This window comes from Janthinobacterium sp. EB271-G4-3-2, assembly GCF_020858035.1.
Taxonomy (GTDB): domain Bacteria; phylum Pseudomonadota; class Gammaproteobacteria; order Burkholderiales; family Burkholderiaceae_D; genus Janthinobacterium; species Janthinobacterium aestuarii.
Genome location: NZ_JACYMG010000021.1, coordinates 16,318 through 39,886, shown reverse-complemented (window position 1 = coordinate 39,886; position 23,569 = coordinate 16,318). Strand labels below are relative to the sequence as shown.

Genomic DNA, 23,569 nt, shown 5'->3' with positions numbered 1-23,569 from the left:
CAAAAGCTCCATCATACGGGCCAGGCGCGGCAAGGCCAACGACCGATTTCGACTAAGCATATGCGCGCCATGGTTGCCACTTAGCGTTTGCCGCTGTGCTGCTGGAACGTGGGGCAGTCGACCTGCAGCAGCGAGCGGTCTTCCAGGCACACGGCCGACAGTTTTCCGCCCCACACGCAGCCGCTGTCGAGGCCGATCAGGTGCGGCCGCAATTGCAGTCCCAGCGCCGACCAGTGGCCGAAGACGATGGTGTCGCCGGCGCTGCGCCGGCCCGGCACGTCGAACCAGGGCAGCAGGCCGGAACCGGGCGGCGGGCTGCCGCTTTCCTTCATCTTGAAGTCCATCACGCCGTCCGGCGTGCAAAAGCGCAGCCGCGTCATGGCGTTGACGATGCAGCGCAGCCGGTCGGCGCCCTGCAGGTCGTCGCGCCAGGCGGCTGGCTCGTTGCCGTACATGGTGCGCAGGAACGCCACCCAATCGTCGCTGCGCAGCATGCTGGACACTTCCCCGCTCAGGGACAGGGCCTGGGCCGCGCTCCATTGCGGCAGCAAGCCCGCATGCACGAGCACATGGCCATCGTGCTCCAGTGCCAGTGGCCGCTGGCGCAGCCAGTCGATCAACTCCGCGCGGTCGGGCGCATCGAGGATTTCGGCGAGGGTGTCGGACGCATGCTCGGGCCGGATGCCGTTGGCCACGGCCAGCAGGTGCAAGTCATGGTTGCCCAGGACGCTGTCGGCCAGGCCCTGCCGCGCCAGCGCGTGAATGTGGCGCAGGGTGGCCAGCGAGGCCGGGCCGCGATTGATCAAGTCGCCCGCGAACAGCAGGCGGTACGGGCCATCCGCTGCCGCCTGGATCCGTTCGATCAGTTCAACGGTTTGCTCATGACAGCCTTGCAGATCGCCGATAAAATAAGTTTTCATATGTGCCGGGGTGAAGTGGACTACGCGCCTGCATTATAAGCATGCAGGCCTTTGGCGTTGGTGCATTTCTGGCAGGTGCCCGATTGCACGCATGGCCGGCGGGAAGAAAAACACGGGCGCCGATTATTCCGCATGGGGATTTGATTCGGCTGCATGTCACGCCGCCCTATATCGGCAATAATCGGCCGGCATGCCGCACAGGCACGCGGGAATGCCATTCCATTTGCGTTTATTCACCTCCATGCATGCTTGCGGCATATTCTTCATTGAATCTTAATGTTGGTTCGCTAAATAAATCGGGGAGCATAATGAAATTGACGATGGATTATGCAATGGTGCGCAAATGTTTATGCAATGTAGTATATTCCACGTGATTTTATTATTTAAATGAATATAAAGGATGTACCAATGGATCTGTCTACGATGACGATGCTGGAATTGCGCAAACTGGAAGATAATGTCAAACAGGAATTGAACAGCCGCGAGCGCGAAGACTTGAACAAGGCGCGCGAACAGATCATGGCCATCGCGCAGCAGGCGGGCATTCCGCTGAAACAGCTGATACTCGATGGTTTGCACCCGCGCACGGGCAAAGTCGCGGTGCGTTACCGCCATCCTGACAATGCGACCGAGCAGTGGACAGGCCGTGGCCGCCAGCCGCTGTGGGTCAGGCAGTGGGTGGAATCGGGCAAGTCGATCGATCTGCTGCGCGTATAATTCGGTATACTCTTGGCGCAGCAGCAAGCTGCCAGCCGCGCGCTGCACCTTGCCAGGAACCTTATTGACCCTACTCCTACTTATACCGGCCACACCATGCTTCCATTGTCCAGAACGATCTTCAAGGCCTACGATATTCGCGGCATCATCGCTAAAACCCTTGATGCCAGCGTGGCCCACAAGATCGGTCAGGCATTTGGCCAGGCCGCCCTGGCCAAGGGCGAGCAGCGGGTCGTGATCGGCCGCGATGGCCGCCTGTCGGGACCGGAATTGACGGCGGCGCTGGCGCAGGGCTTGCAAGCGGCAGGCGTCGACGTGATCGACCTGGGCGTGGTGGCCACGCCGATGGTTTATTTCGGCACGAATGTGCTCGACACGCGCTCCGGCATCATGGTCACGGGCAGCCACAATCCACCCGACTACAATGGCTTCAAGATGGTGCTGGCCGGCGAAGCGATCCACGGCGAAGCGATCCAGGCGCTGTACCACAGCATCGTCGCGCACGACGGCAGCGCCGGCGCCAAACCGGGCACCTATGCCACGCACGATATCCGCACCGCCTACCTCGAGCGCATCCTGGGCGACGTCAAGCTGGCGCGCCCGATCAAGATCGCCGTCGATTGCGGCAATGGCGTGGCCGGCGCGTTCGCGGGCGACCTGTTCCGCGGCATGGGCTGCGAAGTCATCGAACTGTTTTGCGAAGTCGATGGCAATTTCCCGAACCACCATCCCGATCCGGCGCACCCGGAAAACCTGCAAGACCTGATCCGCTGCCTGGCCGAGACGGATGCTGAAATCGGCATCGCCTTCGACGGCGACGGCGACCGCCTGGGCGTGGTCACCAAGGATGGCCAGATCATCTACCCCGACCGCCAGATGATGCTGTTTGCCGCCGACGTGCTGACCCGCCACCCAGGCGCGCAGATTTTGTACGACGTGAAATGCACGCGCCACCTGGCGCCGTGGATCAGCAAGCATGGCGGCGTGCCGCTGATGTACAAGACGGGCCACTCGCTGGTGAAAGCCAAGCTGCGCGAGACGGGGGCGCCGCTGGGCGGCGAAATGAGCGGCCATATCTTCTTCAAGGACCGCTGGTACGGTTTCGACGACGGCATGTATTCGGCCGCGCGCCTGCTGGAAATCCTCACGCGCGAAGCCGACCCTTCGGCTTTGCTGAACTCCCTGCCGCAGTCCGACAGCACGCCGGAACTGCACTTGGAACTGAAAGAAGGCGAGAACGTCGCGCTGATGGACATGCTGCGCCGCGACGCCGTTTTCCCCGGCAATGAACAGATCATCACCATCGACGGCTTGCGCGTGGAATACGCGGACGGCTTCGGCCTGGCGCGTTCTTCTAACACCACGCCGGTGATCGTCATGCGCTTCGAAGCGGAAACGCCGGCAGCGCTGGCGCGCATCCAAGGGCAGTTCAAGAGCGTGATCCTGGCCGCCAAACCTGACGCCGTACTGCCGTTCTGACAGCATGGCCGCTCAACCTGGCGCACAGGCGCCCTTGAAAATCCTGCTGGTGCGCGTGTCCTCGCTGGGCGACGTGCTGCATAACCTGCCGATGGTGGCGGACATCGCCCGCCATTTCCCGAACGCGACCATCGACTGGGTGGTCGAAGAGGGCTACACCAGCCTGGTGCGCCTGAACCCGCGTGTCAATACCATCTTCCCGTTCGCGCTGCGGCGCTGGCGCAAGAGCCTGGGCAAGAAAGAGACGCGCGCGGAAATCGCCGCCTTCTTCCGCAGCCTGCGCCAGACGCACTACGATTATGTGTTCGATACCCAGGGCTTGCTCAAGACGGGCATCATCATGGGCGCCGCGCGCCTGGCGCCGGGCGGACAGAAGGTCGGCCTGGCCAATGGCAGCGAAGGCTCGGGCTACGAAGGCATCTCGCGCATTTTTCACACGAAAAGCATCCCGCTCGATCCGCGCACGCATGCGGTAGCGCGCGGCCGCCTGGTGGCCGCCGCGGCGCTCGGCTACACGGTCGACACGCCGGCCGATTTCGGCTTGCCGGAAGTGTCAAGCAGCGAGCCGCGCCCGGACTGGATGGGGGCAGCGCCCTACTGCGTGTATTTCCACGGTACGGCGCGCGATGCCAAGAAATGGGCGCCGGAAAACTGGATCGCCCTGGGCCAGGCGCTCGCACCGATGCCGATTTTGCTGCCTTGGGGTTCGCCCAAGGAAAAGGCGGAAGCGGAACAACTGGCGGCCGGATTACCGAACGCGCGCGTGCTGCCGAAGCTGTCGATGGGCGATGCCACCCTGCTGGCGCGCCACGCGGCGCTGGTGGTCGGCGTCGACACGGGGCTGACGCATATCGCGGCCGCCTTCGTGCGCCCGACGGTGGAAATCTATGCCGATTCGCCGCTGTGGAAAACGGAAGGCAACTGGTCGCCGAAAATCATCAACCTGGGCGATAAAGGCGCGCCGTCCGGCGTGCCGGAAGTGCTGGCCGCGGCACGGCGCCTGCTGGCAGACTATCCTCCCGCCTGACTTTAACATTCAATCATCATGCGACTTCTTTATACCCTCGCCTGGTGGCTGGCCTTGCCCCTGGTGCTGGCGCGGCTGTGGCTGCGCGGACGCCAGGAACCCGGCTACCGCCAGCACTGGGGCGAGCGCCTGGGCTTTTACGGGCGCCAGCCGGCGCCTGCTACAAACACCATCTGGCTGCACGCCGTCTCCGTCGGCGAGACGCGCGCGGCCGAGCCCCTGATCGATGCGCTGCTGGCCGCCTGGCCCGCGTGCCGCATCGTCCTCACGCACATGACGCCGACGGGGCGCGCGACCGGCAAATCCCTGTTCGCCAAACACGGCGCGCGCCTCGTGCAAAGTTATCTGCCCTACGACACGGGTGCCATGCCGGCCCGTTTCATCCGCCATTTCGCGCCGCGCATCTGCATCCTGATGGAGACGGAAGTGTGGCCGAATCTGATCCACCAGTGCAATCGCTACAAAGTGCCCGTGGTGCTGGCCAACGCGCGCCTGTCGCAGCGCTCGCTGGGCAAGGCGCAGCGCCTGGGCAAGCTGATTGCCGATGCGGCGCGCGGCATCACCCTGGTGGCGGCGCAGACGCAGGACGACGCCGATCGCGTGCGCCAGCTGGGCGTGCAGGACGTCGTCGTCACGGGCAGCATCAAGTTCGACGTCGTCGTGCCCGAGGCGGCGCTGGCGACGGGCACCTGGCTGCGCAACGCCATCGGCCAGCGTCCCGTGCTGCTGTGCGCCAGCACGCGTGAAGGAGAAGAGCAGCTGATCCTCGATGCGTATATTCGTGCCAGCTTGCCGGCGAATGCGCTGCTGCTGATCGTGCCGCGCCATCCGCAGCGCTTCGACGAGGTGGAAAAATTGATCGCGGCGCAGGGCCTGGCCGTGCAGCGCAGGTCCGGCCTGGCGCAGGACGCAGCCGTTGCTGCGGGCACGCAGGTGCTGCTGGGCGACTCGATGGGCGAAATGTTTGCGTATTACGCGGCCTGCGATTGCGCTTTCGTCGGCGGCAGCTTGCTGCCGCTGGGCGGGCAAAACCTGATCGAGCCGGCCGCCCTGGGCAAGCCTGTGCTGATCGGCCCCCACACCTTCAACTTTGCGCTGGTGACGGAGCAGGCGATTGCCGCTGGCGGCGCCGCGCTGGTGGAGGACGCCGATGCGCTGATGGCGCAGGGGGCGGCATTGCTGCAGGATCCCGCGCAGCTGGCGTCGATGGGGCAAAAGGCGCTGGCGTTTGCCAACCAGCACCGGGGCGCCACACCGCGTACCATCGCGGCGATTCAACCGCTGCTGCGGTGACGGCGGCGCGGCCAATAATGTTGTCGGATTACGCGCTAGCGCTAATCCGACCTACTTCCATCATGGCAGCTGTAGGTCGGATTAGCGCGCGAGCGCGTAATCCGACAGGCGCCTACGTGAACAGCGCCGGCAATTCCTGCGAGCGCTTTCTGAGCGCCTGCTTGGCGCCATCGTAATCGGGATAAATCGATTCCACGGTGGCCCAGAAGCGGGGGCTGTGGTTCATTTCCAGCAGGTGCGACAGCTCGTGTGCCACCACGTAGTCGATCAGCGGCAGGGCGAAGTGGATCAGGCGCCAATTCAGGCGGATCTTGCGCTCGATGGTGCAGCTGCCCCAGCGCGTGCCGGCCGACGATAGCGACAGCGAATCGTAGCGCACGCCCAGCTTGTCCGCATATACGTCCAGGCGCGCCTCGAACAGCTGGCGCGCTTCGTGCTGGAACCAGCCTTTCACTTTTTCCTTCAATTGCTGCTCGCTGCCCGTGGGCGTGACCCATACGTGCAGCTCATTCGTGTCGCGCTGGAAGCTGGCGCGGTGGCGCGGCGCCTGGTGCAATCGCAAGGTGATCTCGCCACCGAGGTAGGGCAGCACGGCGCCATCGACCCAGGCCACGGGCGGGCGCTGCTGGCGCTGCACCTTGCGCTCGCCCCGTTCCAGCAGCTTCGAGACGATCCAGCTTTGCTTGGCGCGGATGGCGTTGTCGATTTCGGCCAGGGTGACGCGCTTGGGTGCCGTGACGCGCAAGCCGTTGTCGTCGATCATGAAGCCGATGGAACGGCGCGTGGAGCGGCGCAGCGCGAATTCGACGAGGTGGCTGCCCAGCTGCAGCTGGCGCAATGGCGGGCCATCGGCGGTGCGTGGCGGGGAAGGCAGGGGAGGCGGGGCGGGACGAACGATGGGCGGCGCGGGCGCCACTACCGGTGGCGCCACGGGCGGCGCTGGCGGTGCCGTGGGGCGCACCGCCGGGGGCGTGCTGGTCGAGACGTCATGCGCGAACAAATCCAGTTGCTGGTCGCCGACCTTGATGGTCTTCATCTGCTGGCGCAGTGTCGGCTCCTGGATGACCGCGCTGATGCCGTCTAGCCAGCGTTGTAGGCGTGAGGCGAAATGACGCGCATTTCTGATTCTATCCAATTTTCCACCTGTTGCATCATGCTGTCCGGGGTTTGCCCTTCCGGCGAAATCGGTTTGCCTATCGAGACGGTGATCAGTCCCGGGCGTTTGAGGAATGACTGCTTGGGCCAGCACTCGCCTGAATTGTGCGCAATCGGCACCACCACGGCACCCGTGGCAATGGCCAGACGCGTGCCGCCGCTTTTGTACTTGCCCGCCTGGCCCACGGGAATGCGGGTCCCTTCAGGGAACATGATAATCCATTGGCCATCGGCCAGGCGGCGCTTGCCATGCGCGACGACGCTCTTGAACGCATGCTTGCCCTGTTTGCGGTCGATGGGGATCATGCGCAGCAGCGCCATGGCCCAGCCGAAAAAGGGGATGTACAAAATCTCCTTCTTGAACACATACACGAGCGGGCGTGGCAGGCTGGGAAGCAAGAAGATGGTTTCCCATGCCGACTGGTGTTTCGACAGCACGATGGCCGGCGCGTCGGGGAAGTTCTCGGCGCCCTTGACTTCATAGCGGATGCCGCAAATGACCTTGGCACACCACAGGATAAACACGTTCCAGCGCGAGGTGACCCAATAGCGCTTGTTGTAGCTCAATGGCGCGGCAAAAAAGCACACGCAGGCCCAGACGATGGTGGCCACGATCATGATGATCATGAACAGCAGTGATCGCAGGAACAGGGAAATATTACGCAATGCGGTTCTCCGAAAATTAGATACTCAATGCCACGGTGGGCGCCGGTGCGGCTGGCGCCTTGAGCAGGTGGCTGACCACGGCGGCCAGGTCGGGGAAGACCTGGGTGCCCGGCGGCAGGCCACCCGTCTCGTTGGTTTTTTCGCCCTTGCCCGTCAATACAAGGTAGGGCACGCAGCCGCTGATGAAACCGGCCTGCAGGTCGCGCAGCGAATCGCCGACCGTGGGCACGCCTTTCAGGCTGGTGTTGTAGCGCTGCGAGATTTCATGGAACATGCCCGGTTTCGGCTTGCGGCAGTCGCAATTGTCCGCGCCCGCGTGCGGGCAAAAGAAGATGGCGTCGATATCGGCGCCCACCTGCTGCGCCAGGGTGTGCATCTTCTGGTGGATCGCGTTCAGCACCGTCATGTCGAAGTATTCGCGCGCGATGCCCGACTGGTTCGAGGCGATCACCACGCGATAGCCGGCCTGGTTCAGGCGGGCGATCGCTTCGAGCGAGCCGGGGATCGGCAGCCATTCGGCCGGCGACTTGATGAAGTCCGGCGAGTCATGATTAATGACGCCGTCGCGGTCGAGAATAATCAGTTTCAGCGCCGGAGTACCCATTATGCCGCCAGCTTGGAAATGTCGGCCACGCGGTTCATCATGCCGTGCAGGGACGACAGCAAGGCCAGGCGGTTGTTGCGCAGGGCGACATCCTCGGCCATCACCATTACATCATTGAAGAAGCCATCGACGTCGTCGCGCAGCTGCGCCAGGGTTTGCAGGGTGCTGGTGAAGTCGCCCTTGGCAAAGGCCGCGTCGACTTCCGGCTGCACGCGCGAGACGGCGGCGGCCAGTTTTTTCTCCGCTTCGTCCTGCAATAGCGCCACGTTGACGCCGCCGGCGGCGACCTGGCTCACGGCTTCCTCGTTCTTTTTCAGGATATTCGTGATGCGCTTGTTGGCAGCCGCCAGCGAGGCGCTTTCCGGCAAAGCGGCAAATGCCTGCACGGCTTCCAGGCGCTGCACGATGTCGTCCAGGCGGTCCGGATTCTGTGCCACGACGGCTTCGATTTCATTCGGCGAGAAACCGCGCTCGCGCAGGATGCCGCGCAGGCGGTCCAGCATGAAGGTGGTCACATCCGCGATCGGGTCCTTGAAGCCGGGGATGGACGCGAACTGCGCTGCCGCATCCGCCAGCAAGCCCTGGATCGACAATGGCAGGCGTTTTTCCAGCAGCATGCGCAGCACGCCCAGCGCGTGGCGGCGCAGCGCGAACGGGTCCTTGTCGCCCGTCGGCGCCAGGCCGATGGCCCAGATGCCGACCAGGGTTTCCAGCTTGTCGGCCAGGGCCACGGCGGTGCCGGTGGCGGTGGACGGCAGGCTGTCGCCGGCAAAGCGCGGCTGGTAGTGTTCGGAGGCGGCCAAGGCCACTTCTTCCGGCTCGCCATCATGGCGCGCGTAGTACGTGCCCATGATGCCTTGCAGTTCGGGGAATTCGCCGACCATGTCGGTCAGCAGATCGGCCTTGGCCAACAGGGCGCCGCGTTCGGCCAGTGCCACGTCGTACTGCAGCTTGGCGGCGATGGCGCCGGCCAGCGACTTGACGCGCTCTGTGCGTGCCGCTTGCGTGCCCAGCTTGTTGTGGTAGACGACGTTGGCCAGCAGCGGCAGGCGCGATGCCAGGGTTTTCTTCTTGTCCTGCTCGAAGAAGAACTTGGCGTCGGACAGGCGCGGGCGCACGACGCGCTCGTTGCCGCCGATGATGTGCTCGGGCGTTTCCGTCTCGATGTTCGAGACGATCAGGAAGCGCGAACGCAGCTTGCCTTCGCTGTCGGTCAGCGCGAAATACTTCTGGTTCGTCTGCATGGTGAGGATCAGGCATTCCTGCGGCACGGCCAGGAATTCTTCCTCGAAGTGGCATTCATACACGACCGGCCATTCGACCAGGGCCGTCACTTCATCGAGCAGCGCTTCGGGCATCAGCACCTGGTCGGCACCGGCCTTGTCCAGCAGCTGGGCGCGGATGCGTTCCTTGCGTTCCTCGTTGCTGGCGATGACGCTGGCGTTGAGGATCAGCGATGGCGCATAGTTTTCCGCGTGCGCGATGGCGATCGGTTCGCCGTCGGTCAGGAAGCGGTGGCCCAGGGTGGTGCGGCCGGCCGTGAGGCCCAGCAGGGTCAGTGGCAGGATATTGATGCCGTGCAGGGCGATCAGGCTGTGGGCAGGGCGCACGAATTGCACGGTGGTGCCGTCCGGACGCTGATAGCTCATCAGCTTTGGAATCGGCAGCTTGGCGGCCGATTCGGTCAAGGCAGCTTGCGCGCCGGCGACGAGCTGGCTGCCTGGCGCCGTGTAGGTGTAGAAGAAGCTTTCGGCCTTGCCGTCGGCGGCGCGTTCCAGGTCGGCTACCGTCAGGTCGGGGAAGCCCAGCGCGGCCAGTTTCTTGGCCAGCGGCGGCGTGCCGTTGCCGTTCGCGTCCAGCGCCACGGAGACGGGCAAGACTTTTTCGCGGATCGACTTATCGGGCGAGACTTCGCGCACATTGGTGATGGAGACGGCCAGGCGGCGCGGCGAGGCGTAGCTGGTGGCGACGCTGTCGGCTTCGAGGAAGTCGCGCGCTTTCAGGCCGTTGACGATGCCGGCCGTGAAGGCGGCGCCCAGTTTGGCCAGCGCTTTCGGCGGCAGTTCTTCGGTCAGCAGTTCGATGAGCAGTGTTTGGTTCATGGTGTTCTTGTCAGGTACGGCGGTGTAGAGGCTCGAATTAGGCGGCGGTTTGGTCTGCGGCGGGCAGCATCGGGAAACCGAGGCGCTCGCGCGAGTCGTAATACGCTTGCGCCACCAGGCGCGACAGAGTGCGCACGCGGCCGATGTAGGCGGCGCGTTCCGTCACCGAGATGGCGCCGCGCGCATCGAGCATATTGAAGCTGTGCGACGCCTTCATGATTTTCTCGTAGGCGGGCAGGGTCAGTTGCAGCTCGATCAAACGCTTGGCTTCCGCCTCGTAGTTGCCGAACTGTTCGAACAGCAGGTCCGTATTCGCGTGCTCGAAGTTGTAGGTCGATTGCTCCACTTCGTTCTGGTGGAAGACGTCGCCGTAGGTCAGCTTCTTCGTCACACCATTCTCTTCCCATTCGGTCCACACCAGGTCATACACGTTTTCCACGCCTTGCAGATACATGGCCAGGCGTTCGATGCCGTAGGTGATTTCGCCCAGCACGGGCTTGCAATCGAGGCCGCCCACTTGCTGGAAGTAGGTAAATTGGGTCACTTCCATGCCGTTCAGCCAGACTTCCCAGCCCAGGCCCCAGGCGCCCAGGGTCGGGCTTTCCCAGTCGTCTTCGACGAAGCGCACGTCATTCTGCTTCAAGTCCAGGCCCAGCGCGGCCAGCGAACCCAGATACAGGTCGAGGATGTTTTCCGGCGCCGGCTTCAAGACCACCTGGTACTGGTAGTAATGCTGCATGCGGTTCGGGTTTTCGCCATAGCGGCCATCTTTCGGGCGGCGCGACGGCTGCACATACGCGGCGCGCCAAGGCTCCGGGCCGATCGCGCGCAGGAAGGTGCCGGTGTGGAAAGTGCCGGCGCCGACTTCCATGTCGTAAGGCTGGAGCAGGGCGCAACCTTGCTTGTCCCAATAGGTTTGCAAGGTCAGGATAATTTGTTGAAATGTGAGCATCGTATGAGTTCGCCGCGCGGGAGGCTGCGCTTTGTTAAGGTTTGCTTGAAGCCCGCACGCTGCTAACAAGCGCGTCCGGGCCGGGGTTTTGCTAATTTTAGCGGTTTTTACGGGCCCACTGTGACTCTTCGGGCAATATCGGCCGCTTATTGCTGCGCGGCGCGGCCACGGCGGGTGGCGCGTGACAGCAGGAAGGCTGTCAGCAGGGCCAGCGCGGCCAGGGCCAGCACCAGTTTATTGCCGTACAGAATGTATGGCGTCATGCCGCCCATGCCTTGCACCTTGGCCGCCAGCGTGGCTTGCTGCTCCGGCGGCAGCAGGCTTTGCACGACGCCCTTGCCGTCGATGACGGCGGTGGCGCCCGTGTTCGTCGAGCGCAGCATGGGGCGGCCCGTTTCCAGGCTGCGCATCTGCGAAATCTGCAGATGCTGCGGGATGGCGATCGAGTCGCCAAACCAGGCCAGGTTCGAGATATTGAGCAGCACGGACGCCGACTGCTTGCCATGGCGGTGGGCACTGGCCAGCTGGCCGGCGATTTCTTCGCCAAACAAGTCTTCGTAGCAGATATTCGGCAGCACCAGCTGGTCGCGCACGGGCAAAGGCGCTTGTACTTCCGCGCCGCGGCCCATGTCGCCCAGCGGGATGGCCATCATGGCGACAAACCAGTGCAGGCCGGGCGGCACGAATTCGCCGAACGGCACCAGATGGTGCTTGCGGTACTGGTAGTAGGGGCCCGGCGTGCCGTTGGGCGTGATCCCCACGGCCGCATTGTAGAAGCGCTGCTGCTCGTCGAGCACGGGCATGCCGACCAAAATCGTGCTGCCCGTCTGCTGCGCATAGGTGCCCAGGCTATCCAGATAGCCTGGCGGCAGCTGGTGCGGCAGCACGGTGACGGCCGTTTCCGGCGTGGCGATCAGGTCGGCCGGCGCGCTGGTGATGGCGCTCTGGTACATCTGCAGGGCGCCCAGCACGAAGCCGGGGTCGAATTTCTGCTGCTGCGGCACGTTCCCTTGCAGCAGGCGCACGGTGATCGGGCGTCCGACAGGGTGGGTCCACGCCACGTACTGCAAGCCGATGCCGGCCGCGTACAGCGCGATGACGCCACCCAGCGCAAACCAGCGCGTGCGGTGCAGGGGGTGGACTAGCAAGAGCAGGGCGCCGGCGGACAACGCCGCCAGCCAGCCCAGGCCATACGAGCCGAAAACAGGGGCAAAGCCGCCCAGCGGGCTGGTATTGTGGGCGTAGCCGGTGGCCAGCCACGGGAAACCCGTAAACAGCCAGCCGCGCGTCCATTCGAACAGGGTCCACGTGGCGGGCAATACCAGCAAGGTCATGGCGGGCAGGGACAGCACCCAGCGCTGGCGCAGCCAGGCGGCCGCACCCATGGCCAGGGCCACGTAAATGGCCATCAAGAGGGCCAGCAAGGCCACGGCGATGGCGGCCAGGGGCGCGGCCATGTCGCCATAGCGGTGCATGGAAATATACAGCCAGTGCGTGCCGGCCGCGCACCAGCCGAAGCCATAGGCCCAGCCGATCAGCGCGCCGGCCTTGACGTTCGCCGCGCGCAGCACCTGGTAGAACAGCACGCCCAGGCTGAGGATTTGCAGCGGCCAGTAGCCGAAAGGGGCGAACGCCAGCACCGCGACGGCGCCGGCGATGGCGGCAGTCAGCATGCGCGCCCACGTGCTGCGGGGCGGTTTGGCGGGGGCGTTGGGATCGACGCGTCTGAAACGCATTTACAGCACGCGCATGTCAGAGTTCCAGTTCCGGCACGTTGGGCAGGCGCTCGACGAGCAGCACGTGCACCTGGCGCGCATCGGCGCGCAGCACCTCGAAACGCAGATTGCCCAGGTCGAAAATATCGCCCTTGTGCGCCATGCGGCCCAGGTACTTCGACACGAGGCCGCCGATGGTGTCGACGTCGTCGTCGACCAGGTGGCTGCCCACTTCTTCGTTGAACTGTTCGATCTCGGTCAATGCCTTGACACGCCAGCGAGGGCCGAACTGGCCTTCCTTGAGCGAGAGGATATTGTCCTCGGCTTCGTCGAAGTCGTATTCGTCTTCGATGTCGCCGACGATCTGTTCCAGCACGTCTTCGATGGTGATCAGGCCGGCGACGCCGCTGTATTCATCGACGACGATGGCCATGTGATTGTGGTTGGCGCGGAAATCGCGCAGCAGCACATTCAGGCGTTTCGATTCGGGGATGAAGATGGCGGGGCGCAGCATGTCGCGCACGTCGAAAGTTTCCTCTGCGTAATAACGCAGCAAGTCTTTCGCCAGCAGGATGCCGATGACCTTGTCGCGCTCGCCCTCGATCGCGGGGAAGCGCGAGTGGGCGGTGGACAGGACTTCCGGCATCCATTCCTCGATCGGCTTGCTGATGTCGATGACATCCATTTGCGAACGGGGAATCATGATGTCGCGCGCGCAGAGATCCGATACCTGGAACACGCCTTCGATCATCGACAGGGCGTCGGCGTCGATCAGCTTGCGTTCATGCGCATCGTGTAGAACTTCGAGCAATTCTGCACGGTTCTCTGGCTCGGGGGAAATGAGTGCGGTCAGGCGTTCAAACAGTGACCGGTGGGGCTTGACGTCAGTTCTGACGCCACTAGGGTGCTCGGGCATAGGAGGCGTGAGCCGTTGTTGCGAAGGGATATAGGATACACCAAAAGTGGGGCAATACCGGATTTCCCCGCTTTTGATGTAAATTTAATACGTTGAAGTGCGCCGTTGCGCGATGTTTTACGCCGCTTCCTGGCCCAGCACGCGCGCGCGCAAGGCCGCCACGTCGGCCTGCCAGTCGGCGAAATGCTCGCTGTCCCGCCACAGCTGGCGCAGTTCCGACGATTCGGCCGTGATGCGCTCGAAGGCCAGGCGCGCTTTTTCCAGCAGCTGCGGCGTCACCTTCTTCTTGCAGGCGGCCACCCATTCGTCCACCTCGGCGGTGGCAGGGTCATCCTCGCCCTCGCCAGGCTGGCCCTGCAGGCGCGCGATCACTTCCAGCGCGGCCAGCGCTTCGGCGGCAAACGGTGCTTCCAGTTCCGCTTCCTGGCTGTCGATGACGTTGTCGAGCGTCGTCTCGACCAGTTCCAGGGTTTTATATTCGTGCAAATCCTGCGCCCAATCCATGGCGTAGTCGTTGCCGAAGGCGTCAGTGGCCCAAGTGCCCATAGTGTGTCCTTGTGTGTGCGCGTTGGCGCTATTTGTACGTAGGTCAGATTAGCGCAGCGTAATCTGACACTGTGGTGCTCCGCTTACGTTGACGGGTGTTGTCGGGTTACGCCCTGCGGGCTAACCCGACCTACCCGGTCTGTGCGGTTTATTTTTGGTCGGCGTAGGGATCGCTGATGCCGAGTTTTGCGAGGATGTCCGTTTCCAGGCCCTCCATCTCGGTGGCTTCCTCGTCATCCATGTGGTCGTAGCCTTGCGCATGCAGCACGCCGTGGACGATCAAATGGGCCGTGTGCTCTTCCACGCTCTTCTTTTGTTCCGCCGCTTCCTTTTCCAGCACGTCCGTGCACAGGATGATGTCGGCGCGCGTCGGCTCGTCGTCGCCCGGTTCTTCGCCTTCATTGTAGGCGAACGTCAGCACGTTGGTGGCGTAGTCCTTTTCGCGGTAGTCGCGGTTCAGGGTGCGGCCTTCTTCCGCGTCGACGAAGCGGATCGTGAATTCGGCTGGCGCGAACAGGGCCGCCTTGACCCAGCGGCGCACTTTCGGGCGCGTGATCAGGGTTTCCAGGCGGGTGTCCGGGTATTGCACGGACAGGGACAGTTTATTTTTTTCGGACATTTTTGGCGGCGGCTGGTTTCAATAAGGAGGGCAGGTGGGCGGCGTCGGCATTGGCCGCCTGCGCCGTTTCATAGGCGTCGACGATGCGCGCGACGAGCGGATGGCGCACCACGTCGGTGCTGTTAAATTGCGTGAAGCCGATGCCGCGCACGTCTTTCAACACGTGCACTGCGTCGATCAAGCCGCTCGTCTGGCTCTTGTGCAGGTCGACTTGCGTCACGTCGCCCGTCACCACGGCCTTGCTGCCAAAGCCGATGCGCGTCAAGAACATCTTCATCTGTTCGACGGTGGTGTTTTGCGCTTCATCGAGGATGACGAAGGCGTGGTTCAAGGTGCGTCCGCGCATATAGGCCAGCGGGGCGATCTCGATCACCTGTTTCTCGAACAGCTTCTGCGTGCGGTCAAAACCGAGCAAGTCGTACAGTGCGTCGTACAGGGGACGCAGATACGGGTCGACCTTTTGCGCCAGGTCGCCCGGCAAAAAGCCCAGGCGCTCGCCCGCTTCGACGGCGGGGCGCGTCAAAATGATGCGCTTGACGGCATCGCGTTCGAGCGCGTCGACGGCGCAGGCGACGGCCAGATAGGTTTTACCCGTGCCGGCAGGACCGACGCCGAAGCTGATGTCGTGTTCAAGGATGTCGCGCAGGTAGGCGATCTGGTGCGGCGTGCGCCCGCGCAGGTCGGAGCGCCGCGTTTTCAGCACGGGGCTGGCGATGTCCGGCTCGACGAAGGTGCTGGCGGGCGCGTTGGCATGGTGTTCGGAGGCGGCGGACAGGCCCGCGCGCTGTTCCACCAGGGCCAGCTGCACTTCTTCGAGCGGCACGACCTTGTTGGCGATGGCGTAGAACTGCTCGAGGATTTCCACGGCGCGTTCGGCATTGCTGCCGCCGACGATGAATTTCTCGCCGCGGCGGAAGATCGTCACGTCGAGGGCGGCGGAAATCTGGCGCAGGTTTTCATCGAGCGGCCCGCACAGGTGCGCCAGGCGCGTGTTATCGAGCGGCTCGGGGATGAAGTAGTGCGGCTGTATCGGGGCTTTAGTTTTCAACTGACTCTTTTCAATGCGGGTGCGCTGGCGACCAATTCGCCGCGCAGGGTGTAGGAATGGCTTTCGGTGATGCGCACGTCGACCAGCTGGCCGATCAATTGCAAACCGTCCGGGCCGGCGTCGAAGTTGACCACGCGGTTGTTCTCGGTGCGGCCTTGCAGTTCACTGTCATCGGTGTCCTTTTTGGAGCGGCCTTCGACGAGGATGGTTTGCACGCTGCCCACCATGGCCAGGCTGTATTTGCGCGTATTGGCGTCGATGGCCGCCTGCAGCTGCTGCAAACGGGCCAGCTTGACTTCATGCGGCGTGTCGTCTTCCAGGCTGGCGGCCGGCGTGCCGGGGCGCTTGCTGAAGATGAAGCTGTAGCTGTTGTCGAAGCCGACGTCCGCGATCAGCTTCATCATGGCGTCGAAGTCGGCTTGCGTCTCGCCGGGGAAACCGACGATGAAGTCGGACGAAATGGCCATGTTCGGGCGCACGGCGCGGATGCGGCGGATGATGGACTTGTATTCGAGGCCCGTGTAGCCGCGCTTCATGGCGCCCAGTACCTTGTCGGAGCCATGCTGCGCCGGCAGATATAAATGGTCGACCAGCTGCGGGATTTTTGCGTAGGCGTCGATCAGGCGCTGCGTGAATTCCTTCGGGTGGCTGGTGACGAAGCGCATGCGTGCTATGCCGGGAATGTCGGCCACGTATTCGAGCAGCAGGGCGAAGTCGGCGATCTCGCCGCCTTCCATCGCACCCCGGTAGGCGTTCACGTTTTGCCCCAGCAGGGTGATTTCCTTGACGCCCTGGGCGGCCAGGCCCGCCACTTCCGTCAGCACGTCCTCGAAGCGGCGCGACACTTCCTCGCCGCGCGTGTAGGGTACGACGCAGTAGCTGCAGTATTTGCTGCAGCCTTCCATGATGGAGACGAATGCCGAAGCGCCTTCCACCTTGGCCGGCGGCATGTGGTCGAACTTTTCGATTTCCGGGAAGCTGATGTCCACTTGCGCATCGCCGCTGGCGCGGCGCAGTTCGATCATCTGCGGCAGGCGGTGCAGGGTTTGCGGGCCGAAGACCATGTCGACATACGGCGCGCGCTTGACGATGGCGTCGCCTTCCTGCGACGCCACGCAGCCACCCACGCCGATCAACAGGTGCGGCTTGGCCAGTTTCAGCTCGCGCAGACGACCCAAGTCGGAAAACACTTTTTCCTGCGCCTTTTCGCGCACGGAGCAGGTATTGAGCAGGATCACATCGGCATCTTCCGGCGTGTCGGTGCGTACCAGGCCATCGGAGGCGCCCAGCACGTCGGCCATCTTGTCCGAGTCGTACTCGTTCATCTGGCAGCCGAAGGTTTTAATGAATACTTTTTTCTGCATGGAGTCGGGCGCTTATCGGTAAATGTGGCTGCAAATAAGTGTGGCGGAAAATAAGCTGGGCAGGCGGCTTGCGCCGTGCGCCGCTCGGGGCGGGAGGCGGTGGATGACCGGCCGGGCGCCTCTGGCTGCCCGGTGGCAGGCTCGCTGCAAGTTCAGGCCATAGTTTAGCGTAAATCGCGGGCACGGGCCATGTCGTGCTGACCTTGCCGACAAGGTTGCCGCTTGTATATGCCGCCATGTGCCGTGATGCTCAAAAGCATTTATTGCCGTACGTCACCATTGATTTGTAACAAGTTGCTGCAAAGCCTTGTGTGCGCCCGCTGGCATCCTAATGTGTTGAAATAGCATCGTTGCCAAGCCAACCAGCAGCTTGATTGATATTTAACAATCAGGAAGTTTGCGCGAGGCGTAGATGCCGCGTGTTTGGGCTAGTATATTGTCTTATATGCAATTCATTTTGGTGGATTGCAGTGCTTTTTACTCACGCGGCAAGTTGCGTACGTTGGCTGGGCGTGGCTGTGCGAGTCCTGTGCGGGCAGTGCGATAAGGAGGAAGGGCGGGGGAAGGCTGAATCAGTGGGAAAGACGTTTATTTAAACACTCTAAGCCAGCCTTAAGTTCGTATCGGCATTATTTTCTACATTCACCAGACGAGGAAAAATCATGGCACATCATGCATTAGCATCGCAAGAGAGTTACAACCCGAACCACCTGCTGGATATTCTGCTGAGCAAGATGCAGCTGAAGAACGATGCAGCCCTGTCGCGTCTGCTTGAAGTGGCGCCACCGGTCATCAGCAAGATCCGCCACCACCGCTTGCCGGTTGGCGCCTCGCTGCTGATCCGCATGCACGAAGTAACGGGCATGAGCATCCGCGACCTGCGCGACTTGATGGGCGACCGCCGCACCAAGTATCGCCTGTCCGACGCCCAGGGCCGTCCAAAAGCGGAAGACCGCGGCGATGCGCAAGAATCGAATTACGCGCACTGATGTGGCGGTTGTACGCTGACTGTGCCGCTTGCGTAGCTGCTGGCGGCAACAGGCTGGCGTGGGCCGGGCAGCATGGATCGACCGTAGTACCCCTAACGGCTTTCGCTTCGCAGCGGGGGCCGTTTGCGTTTGCGGCGTTGTGAAGGCATTGTTTAGCTCAGCAGGGCCGAGGTGATTTCATCGTAGCGCAGCTCCGTTTCGCGGAACAGCTGCAGATACGCGTCTTCGCCCAGGCCCAGCGCATCCCAGGCCACCGGCGAGACGCGCGGCACCATGTCGTCGCCCGCCTGCGCCAGGTCGAGCGCGCAAACAACCGCATTGGCCACGTGGATCAGCGACGCGAGAAAGCCTGCCCCCGGCGTTTCCGGCTGCAGGTAGTTACCCAGCGCCAGGCGCATGGTGTCGGAAAAATTCCAGTGTTCGGCCAGGGCCACGCCCGCCTGCACGTGGTCCACGCCCAGCACGGCCTGCTCCGCTTCGAGCAGGCTGCAATCGTGCGCGGCCTGGTGCGCGATGGCTTGCGCGTAGTGCGCGGGAAAGCTGCTGACCAGCACCAGGCGGCCGATGTTGTGCAGCAAGCCGGCCGTGAACGCGTAATCCTGGTTGAAACGGATCTGCCGCGCCAGCACCTTGGCGCAGGCGGCCGTCGCCACCGAATGACGCCAGAAGGCCTTGTCGTCGAAACCGGGGCAGCGTCCTTCCGGGAAGCAACCGGTGATGGCGGCCGACGTGATCAGGCTGCGCGTCGTCTGGAAGCCCAGGTAGGTGATCGCCTGCTGGATGGTGGTGGCCTTCACTTGCAAGCCATAGTGGGACGAGTTGGCCAGGCGCAGGGTTTTTGCCGTCAATGCCTGGTCGTACGACACTTTTTTGGCCAGCACGGAAATATCGACGTCTTCCTGGTCGATGCTGTTGAGCAGTTCCATGACGACGGCGGGCAACGAAGGCAGGTCATCGAGATGGGCGACGATATCGTCGAGCGTCAGCTGCGTGCTCATGCGGCCTCTCCCGTGTCCAGGCGGTAAGCCGTGACATAGCTGCGCAGCAAGGTGGTGGCCGCGTCCAGAGGATCGTCGGGATCATGCTTGCGGAACAGGTAGGCCAGCCGTTCGCTGTCGGCCGCCTGCTGCGCGGCGATTGCTTCCGGTGAAGGGGGCGGCGCCTGGATGGGCAGCATGTCGATGTTGTGGCGGGGCATCAGGGCCAGCATGTTTTCCGTCAATACCGCGCCTTGCGGCAACAGCACTTGTCCATGCGCATCGAGCAAGACATCCGACAAGATCATGCCGGGACGAACTTGTTCCAGGGGTAGATGTTGATGCGTGACCGCCATGACGACTCCTTAGATGATTGCGGGATATTACCATTGCCATGCCGCAATGTCTCAACCTGCATCAAAGTCTCTATCGAAAGTGGGAATACTGTAAATCTTGCCAATAAGCATGTCATACCGTACATTTGATTCAGGCCCTTGTATTGCCGACGTATCTGCGCCCGCGCCGCGGGCCGGCGGCTGGCCTGGCCCCGGGAGTGTTGATTGATGGCGAGTATCCAAGTCCGGCTGACCCTGCTTTTTGTCGTGATCGTCACCTTGGTGCTGGGTATTTCCGGCAGCTATACCCAATATACACTGAGCCAAGAACTCGAATCGGGCAGCGCGCGCCTGCGCAGCGGCGTGCTTACGCGCTTGCAGACCAGCTTGCCTTCGGCACTGTGGGACCTCGACAAATCCAAGGTCGACAGTATCGTCGCGGCTGAAATGCTGCCGCCGGAACTGGTTGGCATCCGCGTCTACGACGCCTCGGTCGGCCTGTTCGCGGGCGAGGTGCGCGATGCGGGCGGGACCCTGGTGCCTTTGAGCGCCGACGTGGCCATGGGCGGCACGCCCGTCGAGGCGCCGCTGGTGTTTCGCGACGCCGTGGCGGCGGCCACGGGCGGCAAGCCGGTGATCGTCGGCAAGGTCATCGTCAATTTCAGCCGCGCGCAGATCGATGCGGCCCTGCATGCCGAAGTGCGGCGCAAGGTGCTGGAAGTGTTGCTGCTGGATATCATCCTCGTGGGCGCCCTGGCGCTGAGCCTGCGCATCGTCTTCGAGCCACTGAAACAGTTGCGCGACGGCTTGTTCGACCTGGCCACGCGCGGCAGCGATGACGTCGAAGAGCTGCCGGAAAACCGGCGCGACGAACTGGGCGACGTGATCCGCGGCTTCAATGCCGTGCAGCGCAAGCTCAAGTCCATCATCGAGGGCAGCCGCGAGGCGGAAGACATGGCGCGCCGCTCCCAGCAGGCAACGGCGCAGGCCATGGACGAGCTGCGCCGGGCGCAGGAATCGTTGCTGCAATCGGAACGCCTGGCTTCGCTGGGCAGCCTGGTGGCCGGCGTGGCGCATGAAATCAACACCCCGGTCGGCATCGCCCTGACCAGCGCCTCGGTGCTGAAGGAAGCCACCGATGACATCAGCGCGGCCGTGGCCGGCGGCAGCGTGAAGAAGACCGACATCGTGCGCTACCTGGAAACGGCCGGCGAAAGCGCGCGGCTGATCATGAACAATGCCTACCGCGCCGCCCATCTGATCCACAGCTTCAAACAGATCGCCGTCGACCAGGTCAGCGAGGCGCGCCGTTTGTTCGAATTGCGCGACTATATCGGCGAGGTGATCTCGAGCCTGCAGCCGACCCTGAAAAAGACGCGCATCAGCATCGATATCGACTGCCCGCCTGACATCATGCTCGACAGCTATCCGGGCGCATTGGCGCAGGTGCTGACCAACCTGGTGTTGAACTGCGTCGAGCATGCGTTTGATGCGGACATGGCCGGCAACATCCATATCGGCGTGCGCCGCGATGGCGACGCGATCGCCATGCAGGTGCGCGACAACGGCCGCGGCATCGCGCCCGACATGCTCGACCGCGTGTTCGATCCGTTTGTCACCACGCGGCGCGGGCAGGGCGGCACGGGACTGGGCTTGAATATCGTGTTCAACTTGATTGCCAAGCAATTTGGCGGCACCATCACAGTCAGCAGCACCTTGGGGCAGGGTGCGACGTTCCTGCTGCGCCTGCCCACGGTGACGCCGTTGCCGGAAAGCACCAGCAGCCAGGCATAGGCAAGGAGACAGCATGGCACAAATAGAAAACAGTCAGCAAGTGGCGCTGTTGCGCGGGATTAATGTGGGCCGCGCCAAGCGCGTGGCCATGGCCGACCTGCGCAAGCTGCTGGGCGACCTGGGTTTTGCGCAAGTGCGCACGGTACTCAACAGTGGCAACGTCGTGTATGACGGCGGCAAGGTAGCGCCGGCCGAGGCAGCTTCCCGCATCGAGGAAGCACTGGTGCTGAAACTGGGCGTGGCAGCCAGGGTGACGGTGCTGTCGGCCAGCCAGTTTGCCGAGCTGGTCGAACAAAACACCCTGGCGCCGGCGGCCGATGCGGCCCGCTTGCTGACCCTGGTGCTGAACAATCCGGCCGACGTCAAGCGCCTGGCGCCGCTTTTGCGGCAGTCGTGGCAGCCCGAAGCGCTGGCGCTGGGGCGCTGGGCCGCATATGCCTGGTGTCCCGATGGCGTGCTGGCCAGCAAGGTGGTGGCGGCGCTGGGCGTGCTGCTGGGCGACGGCGTCACGTCGCGCAACTGGGCCACCATGCAAAAACTGCATGCGCTGCTGAGCGGACCCGATGCGGCAGCCACATCTTCATTTTCCAAGGAGCACTGATGCCTTCCATTGCCGGTACCTTCGACGTCACCATTACCCCGGAAACCTTGTCGGACACGGCCGCGCAATCGGGGCTGGGACGCTTGTCGCTCGACAAACGCTACCACGGCGCCCTCGAGGCCAGCGCGCAGGGCGAGATGCTGAGCGCGCGCGCCAGCGTGACGGGCTCGGCAGGCTATGTGGCGCTGGAACGGGTGGAAGGCAGCCTGGACGGGCGCCACGGCAGTTTTTATTTGCAGCACAGCGGCACGATGACGCGCGGCGCGTCCGCCTTGTCGGTGACGGTGGTACCCGATACGGGGACGGAGCAGTTGCAAGGACTCAGGGGCAGCCTGGCCATCCGCATCGAGGACGGCAAGCATTATTATGATTTTACGTATGACATTGTTGAGGCGCAATGAACTGGGATATCGTCAAGGGTGTCTTGATCGTGCTTGTCGCCATCAGCGTGGTGGTGACGGCCTTCGTGCTCATTTCCGCCTCGGGCCCGGACAAGGCGGGCTGCATCGCGCGGGCCCTGAAGTCCGGCATTCCGGTGGGGAACATCGAACGGGTCTGCCGCCTGCTGGACAAATGATGGCGCCATAACAAAACATTCCGCACCAGGCGGAATGTTCTTCAGCAGCGCCTTGCCAGTGCAGGCGCCGTCAGTTATCGAATTTTTCCTGTTTTTCGCCGTGCAGGCTCAAGGCCACCAGGCCCAATCCCACCAGCAACATCGAGTACATGCTCGCTTCAGGCACGGGGGCCGGCACGTTGGCTTGCTGTGCGGGTGCGGCCGTCATGGGCCTCGGCGGCGCCAGGGCCACATGGCGCGCGCCACTGGTACTCCAGTGCGGTGCCGCCGTCGCGCTGCTGCTGGCCAGCAGGCGTGCATACGGCAAGTCCGGCGTTTCCCAGCCGGGATTATTATTCAAGCTGATGCTTTCATCGATCGTCACGCGTTCGCCGGCTTCCTGCAGCTTGCCGGCTGTCGTGTCGCTGACTGCCGCCATGCTCCATGTGCTGGCCGACAGCGCCAGCAAGGCCATGCATAGCGACTGATAAATTCTCATCGTGCTCTCCCTGTGGTTCACCGTGCGGCGCAGCCGAAACCGGCTAGCGCATGGACGGACAATTCGCCCGTACGGGGGCGTATCATGGTTTTTCTGCTGTTCTCCCATTACAGCATAGATCGTGACAATTTTGATACGTTTATTTCCTCTTTATTACGAATATTTGTCATTTTGATAGCGTAAACATGATCGTTGCCGCACACTTTGCATAAGGATGCTATCGACTAAAAAACACTGTTGTTTTTTTGTGCGAATCGCCAGCACGAAAACAATATATTGATTAGTATATTGTTTATCGCACGCTATTCAACATGACCGCCTGTGGGAGGGCAAGATGGAGACAGTCGCAACACAACACGCCGAATACAACCTCGACGCCATGCGTGGCTCGGCCTACAAGGCCAGCTCGCTGCTCAAGGCCATGGGCAATGCCGACCGGTTGATGCTGCTGTGCCAGCTATCGCAGGGCGAGCATTGCGTCAGCGACCTCGAACAAAAAGTGGGCATCGGCCAGCCGACCCTGTCGCAGCAGCTGGGCGTGCTGCGCGAAGAGATGCTGGTGGCCACGCGGCGCGACGGCAAGCAGATTTATTACCGCGTCGCCAGCGCGCCCGTGCTGGCCGTGCTGCAAGTGCTGTACGCACAATTTTGCGCGCCGCGCCCCCAGTTCAACGACGAGGCGGACTGACCCTGCC

The 23,569-nt window shown here is 63.0% G+C and carries 25 protein-coding genes; 10 read left to right on the top strand and 15 right to left on the bottom strand.

Annotated elements, in window-relative coordinates:
- Positions 1 to 80: 80 nt before the first annotated feature.
- Positions 81 to 920: a symmetrical bis(5'-nucleosyl)-tetraphosphatase gene (locus IGS55_RS27470; protein WP_230519425.1), complete on the bottom strand. Its 840-nt coding sequence runs from the start codon at positions 918 to 920 to the stop codon at positions 81 to 83.
- A 408-nt stretch (positions 921 to 1,328) separates the two neighbouring features.
- Between IGS55_RS27470 and IGS55_RS27465 the strand changes: the two genes are divergently transcribed.
- The 4 genes from IGS55_RS27465 (at position 1,329) to waaA (ending at position 5,436) form a co-directional block, all read left to right on the top strand.
- On the top strand, positions 1,329 to 1,637 hold the full coding sequence (locus IGS55_RS27465; protein ID WP_077408468.1) for an H-NS histone family protein: 309 nt from the start codon (positions 1,329 to 1,331) through the stop codon (positions 1,635 to 1,637).
- A gap of 96 nt (positions 1,638 to 1,733) precedes the next feature.
- Positions 1,734 to 3,116: a phosphomannomutase/phosphoglucomutase gene (locus tag IGS55_RS27460; RefSeq protein WP_230519424.1), complete on the top strand. Its 1,383-nt coding sequence runs from the start codon at positions 1,734 to 1,736 to the stop codon at positions 3,114 to 3,116.
- Between the two features lie 4 nt (positions 3,117 to 3,120).
- The gene (gene waaC / locus IGS55_RS27455) at positions 3,121 to 4,143 is read left to right on the top strand and encodes a lipopolysaccharide heptosyltransferase I (protein ID WP_230519423.1); all 1,023 of its coding nucleotides are present in this window, start codon (positions 3,121 to 3,123) and stop codon (positions 4,141 to 4,143) included.
- Positions 4,144 to 4,161: 18 nt separating this feature from the next.
- The gene (gene waaA, locus IGS55_RS27450; RefSeq protein WP_230519422.1) at positions 4,162 to 5,436 is read left to right on the top strand and encodes a lipid IV(A) 3-deoxy-D-manno-octulosonic acid transferase; all 1,275 of its coding nucleotides are present in this window, start codon (positions 4,162 to 4,164) and stop codon (positions 5,434 to 5,436) included.
- 112 nt (positions 5,437 to 5,548) lie between these two features.
- On the opposite strand, the gene IGS55_RS27445 is transcribed toward waaA, so the two are convergent.
- The 11 genes from IGS55_RS27445 to miaB form a co-directional block, all read right to left on the bottom strand.
- Positions 5,549 to 6,472, bottom strand: coding sequence for a M48 family metallopeptidase (locus IGS55_RS27445; protein ID WP_230519421.1), 924 nt, complete (start codon positions 6,470 to 6,472; stop codon positions 5,549 to 5,551).
- 44 nt (positions 6,473 to 6,516) lie between these two features.
- On the bottom strand, positions 6,517 to 7,257 hold the full coding sequence (locus IGS55_RS27440; RefSeq protein WP_034746739.1) for a lysophospholipid acyltransferase family protein: 741 nt from the start codon (positions 7,255 to 7,257) through the stop codon (positions 6,517 to 6,519).
- 16 nt (positions 7,258 to 7,273) lie between these two features.
- A complete protein-coding gene (gmhB, locus tag IGS55_RS27435; protein ID WP_152253092.1) occupies positions 7,274 to 7,861 on the bottom strand; it encodes a D-glycero-beta-D-manno-heptose 1,7-bisphosphate 7-phosphatase in 588 nt (195 codons plus the stop codon).
- Entirely contained in the window at positions 7,861 to 9,963 is a 2,103-nt protein-coding gene (gene glyS / locus IGS55_RS27430) for a glycine--tRNA ligase subunit beta (protein WP_230519420.1), read from the bottom strand. Before glyS ends, gmhB begins: the two co-directional genes overlap by 1 nt.
- A gap of 37 nt (positions 9,964 to 10,000) precedes the next feature.
- Entirely contained in the window at positions 10,001 to 10,915 is a 915-nt protein-coding gene (glyQ, locus tag IGS55_RS27425) for a glycine--tRNA ligase subunit alpha (protein ID WP_230519419.1), read from the bottom strand.
- A gap of 146 nt (positions 10,916 to 11,061) precedes the next feature.
- Complete coding sequence (lnt, locus tag IGS55_RS27420; RefSeq protein ID WP_230519418.1) at positions 11,062 to 12,651, bottom strand: apolipoprotein N-acyltransferase; 1,590 nt, start codon at positions 12,649 to 12,651, stop codon at positions 11,062 to 11,064.
- Positions 12,652 to 12,667: 16 nt separating this feature from the next.
- A complete protein-coding gene (locus IGS55_RS27415) occupies positions 12,668 to 13,546 on the bottom strand; it encodes an HlyC/CorC family transporter (RefSeq protein ID WP_034746750.1) in 879 nt (292 codons plus the stop codon).
- A 117-nt stretch (positions 13,547 to 13,663) separates the two neighbouring features.
- Positions 13,664 to 14,092: a DUF4259 domain-containing protein gene (locus IGS55_RS27410; RefSeq protein WP_230519417.1), complete on the bottom strand. Its 429-nt coding sequence runs from the start codon at positions 14,090 to 14,092 to the stop codon at positions 13,664 to 13,666.
- A 148-nt stretch (positions 14,093 to 14,240) separates the two neighbouring features.
- Positions 14,241 to 14,711 (bottom strand): rRNA maturation RNase YbeY, encoded by a 471-nt coding sequence (gene ybeY, locus IGS55_RS27405; protein WP_230519416.1) that lies wholly within the window; start codon positions 14,709 to 14,711, stop codon positions 14,241 to 14,243.
- Positions 14,695 to 15,759, bottom strand: coding sequence for a PhoH family protein (locus IGS55_RS27400; protein ID WP_034746759.1), 1,065 nt, complete (start codon positions 15,757 to 15,759; stop codon positions 14,695 to 14,697). Before IGS55_RS27400 ends, ybeY begins: the two co-directional genes overlap by 17 nt.
- Positions 15,756 to 17,123 (bottom strand): tRNA (N6-isopentenyl adenosine(37)-C2)-methylthiotransferase MiaB, encoded by a 1,368-nt coding sequence (miaB, locus tag IGS55_RS27395; protein ID WP_230519415.1) that lies wholly within the window; start codon positions 17,121 to 17,123, stop codon positions 15,756 to 15,758. Before miaB ends, IGS55_RS27400 begins: the two co-directional genes overlap by 4 nt.
- Positions 17,124 to 17,785: 662 nt before the next feature.
- Between miaB and IGS55_RS27390 the strand changes: the two genes are divergently transcribed.
- On the top strand, positions 17,786 to 18,112 hold the full coding sequence (locus IGS55_RS27390) for a hypothetical protein (RefSeq protein ID WP_034746769.1): 327 nt from the start codon (positions 17,786 to 17,788) through the stop codon (positions 18,110 to 18,112).
- A 152-nt stretch (positions 18,113 to 18,264) separates the two neighbouring features.
- Here IGS55_RS27390 and IGS55_RS27385 read toward each other — a convergent pair whose 3' ends face one another.
- Entirely contained in the window at positions 18,265 to 19,110 is an 846-nt protein-coding gene (locus tag IGS55_RS27385) for an HDOD domain-containing protein (protein ID WP_070301229.1), read from the bottom strand.
- The gene (locus tag IGS55_RS27380) at positions 19,107 to 19,445 is read right to left on the bottom strand and encodes a hypothetical protein (RefSeq protein WP_230519414.1); all 339 of its coding nucleotides are present in this window, start codon (positions 19,443 to 19,445) and stop codon (positions 19,107 to 19,109) included. The genes IGS55_RS27385 and IGS55_RS27380 overlap by 4 nt, the downstream gene beginning before the upstream one ends.
- A 207-nt stretch (positions 19,446 to 19,652) precedes the next feature.
- Here IGS55_RS27380 and IGS55_RS27375 point away from each other — a divergent pair, with 207 nt between their 5' ends.
- The 4 genes from IGS55_RS27375 to IGS55_RS27360 are packed head-to-tail and all read left to right on the top strand — an operon-like array spanning position 19,653 to position 22,396.
- Complete coding sequence (locus IGS55_RS27375; RefSeq protein WP_230519413.1) at positions 19,653 to 21,218, top strand: sensor histidine kinase; 1,566 nt, start codon at positions 19,653 to 19,655, stop codon at positions 21,216 to 21,218.
- A gap of 13 nt (positions 21,219 to 21,231) precedes the next feature.
- A complete protein-coding gene (locus IGS55_RS27370) occupies positions 21,232 to 21,819 on the top strand; it encodes a DUF1697 domain-containing protein (protein WP_230519412.1) in 588 nt (195 codons plus the stop codon).
- Positions 21,819 to 22,220 (top strand): DUF3224 domain-containing protein, encoded by a 402-nt coding sequence (locus tag IGS55_RS27365; protein ID WP_230519411.1) that lies wholly within the window; start codon positions 21,819 to 21,821, stop codon positions 22,218 to 22,220. Before IGS55_RS27370 ends, IGS55_RS27365 begins: the two co-directional genes overlap by 1 nt.
- A complete protein-coding gene (locus IGS55_RS27360; RefSeq protein ID WP_034746783.1) occupies positions 22,217 to 22,396 on the top strand; it encodes a hypothetical protein in 180 nt (59 codons plus the stop codon). The genes IGS55_RS27365 and IGS55_RS27360 overlap by 4 nt, the downstream gene beginning before the upstream one ends.
- Before the next feature lie 70 nt (positions 22,397 to 22,466).
- Here the strand turns inward: IGS55_RS27360 and IGS55_RS27355 are convergent, their stop codons facing one another.
- A complete protein-coding gene (locus IGS55_RS27355; RefSeq protein ID WP_128141959.1) occupies positions 22,467 to 22,874 on the bottom strand; it encodes a PEP-CTERM sorting domain-containing protein in 408 nt (135 codons plus the stop codon).
- A gap of 334 nt (positions 22,875 to 23,208) precedes the next feature.
- Here IGS55_RS27355 and IGS55_RS27350 point away from each other — a divergent pair, with 334 nt between their 5' ends.
- The gene (locus IGS55_RS27350) at positions 23,209 to 23,562 is read left to right on the top strand and encodes an ArsR/SmtB family transcription factor (RefSeq protein WP_230519410.1); all 354 of its coding nucleotides are present in this window, start codon (positions 23,209 to 23,211) and stop codon (positions 23,560 to 23,562) included.
- Positions 23,563 to 23,569: the final 7 nt, after the last annotated feature.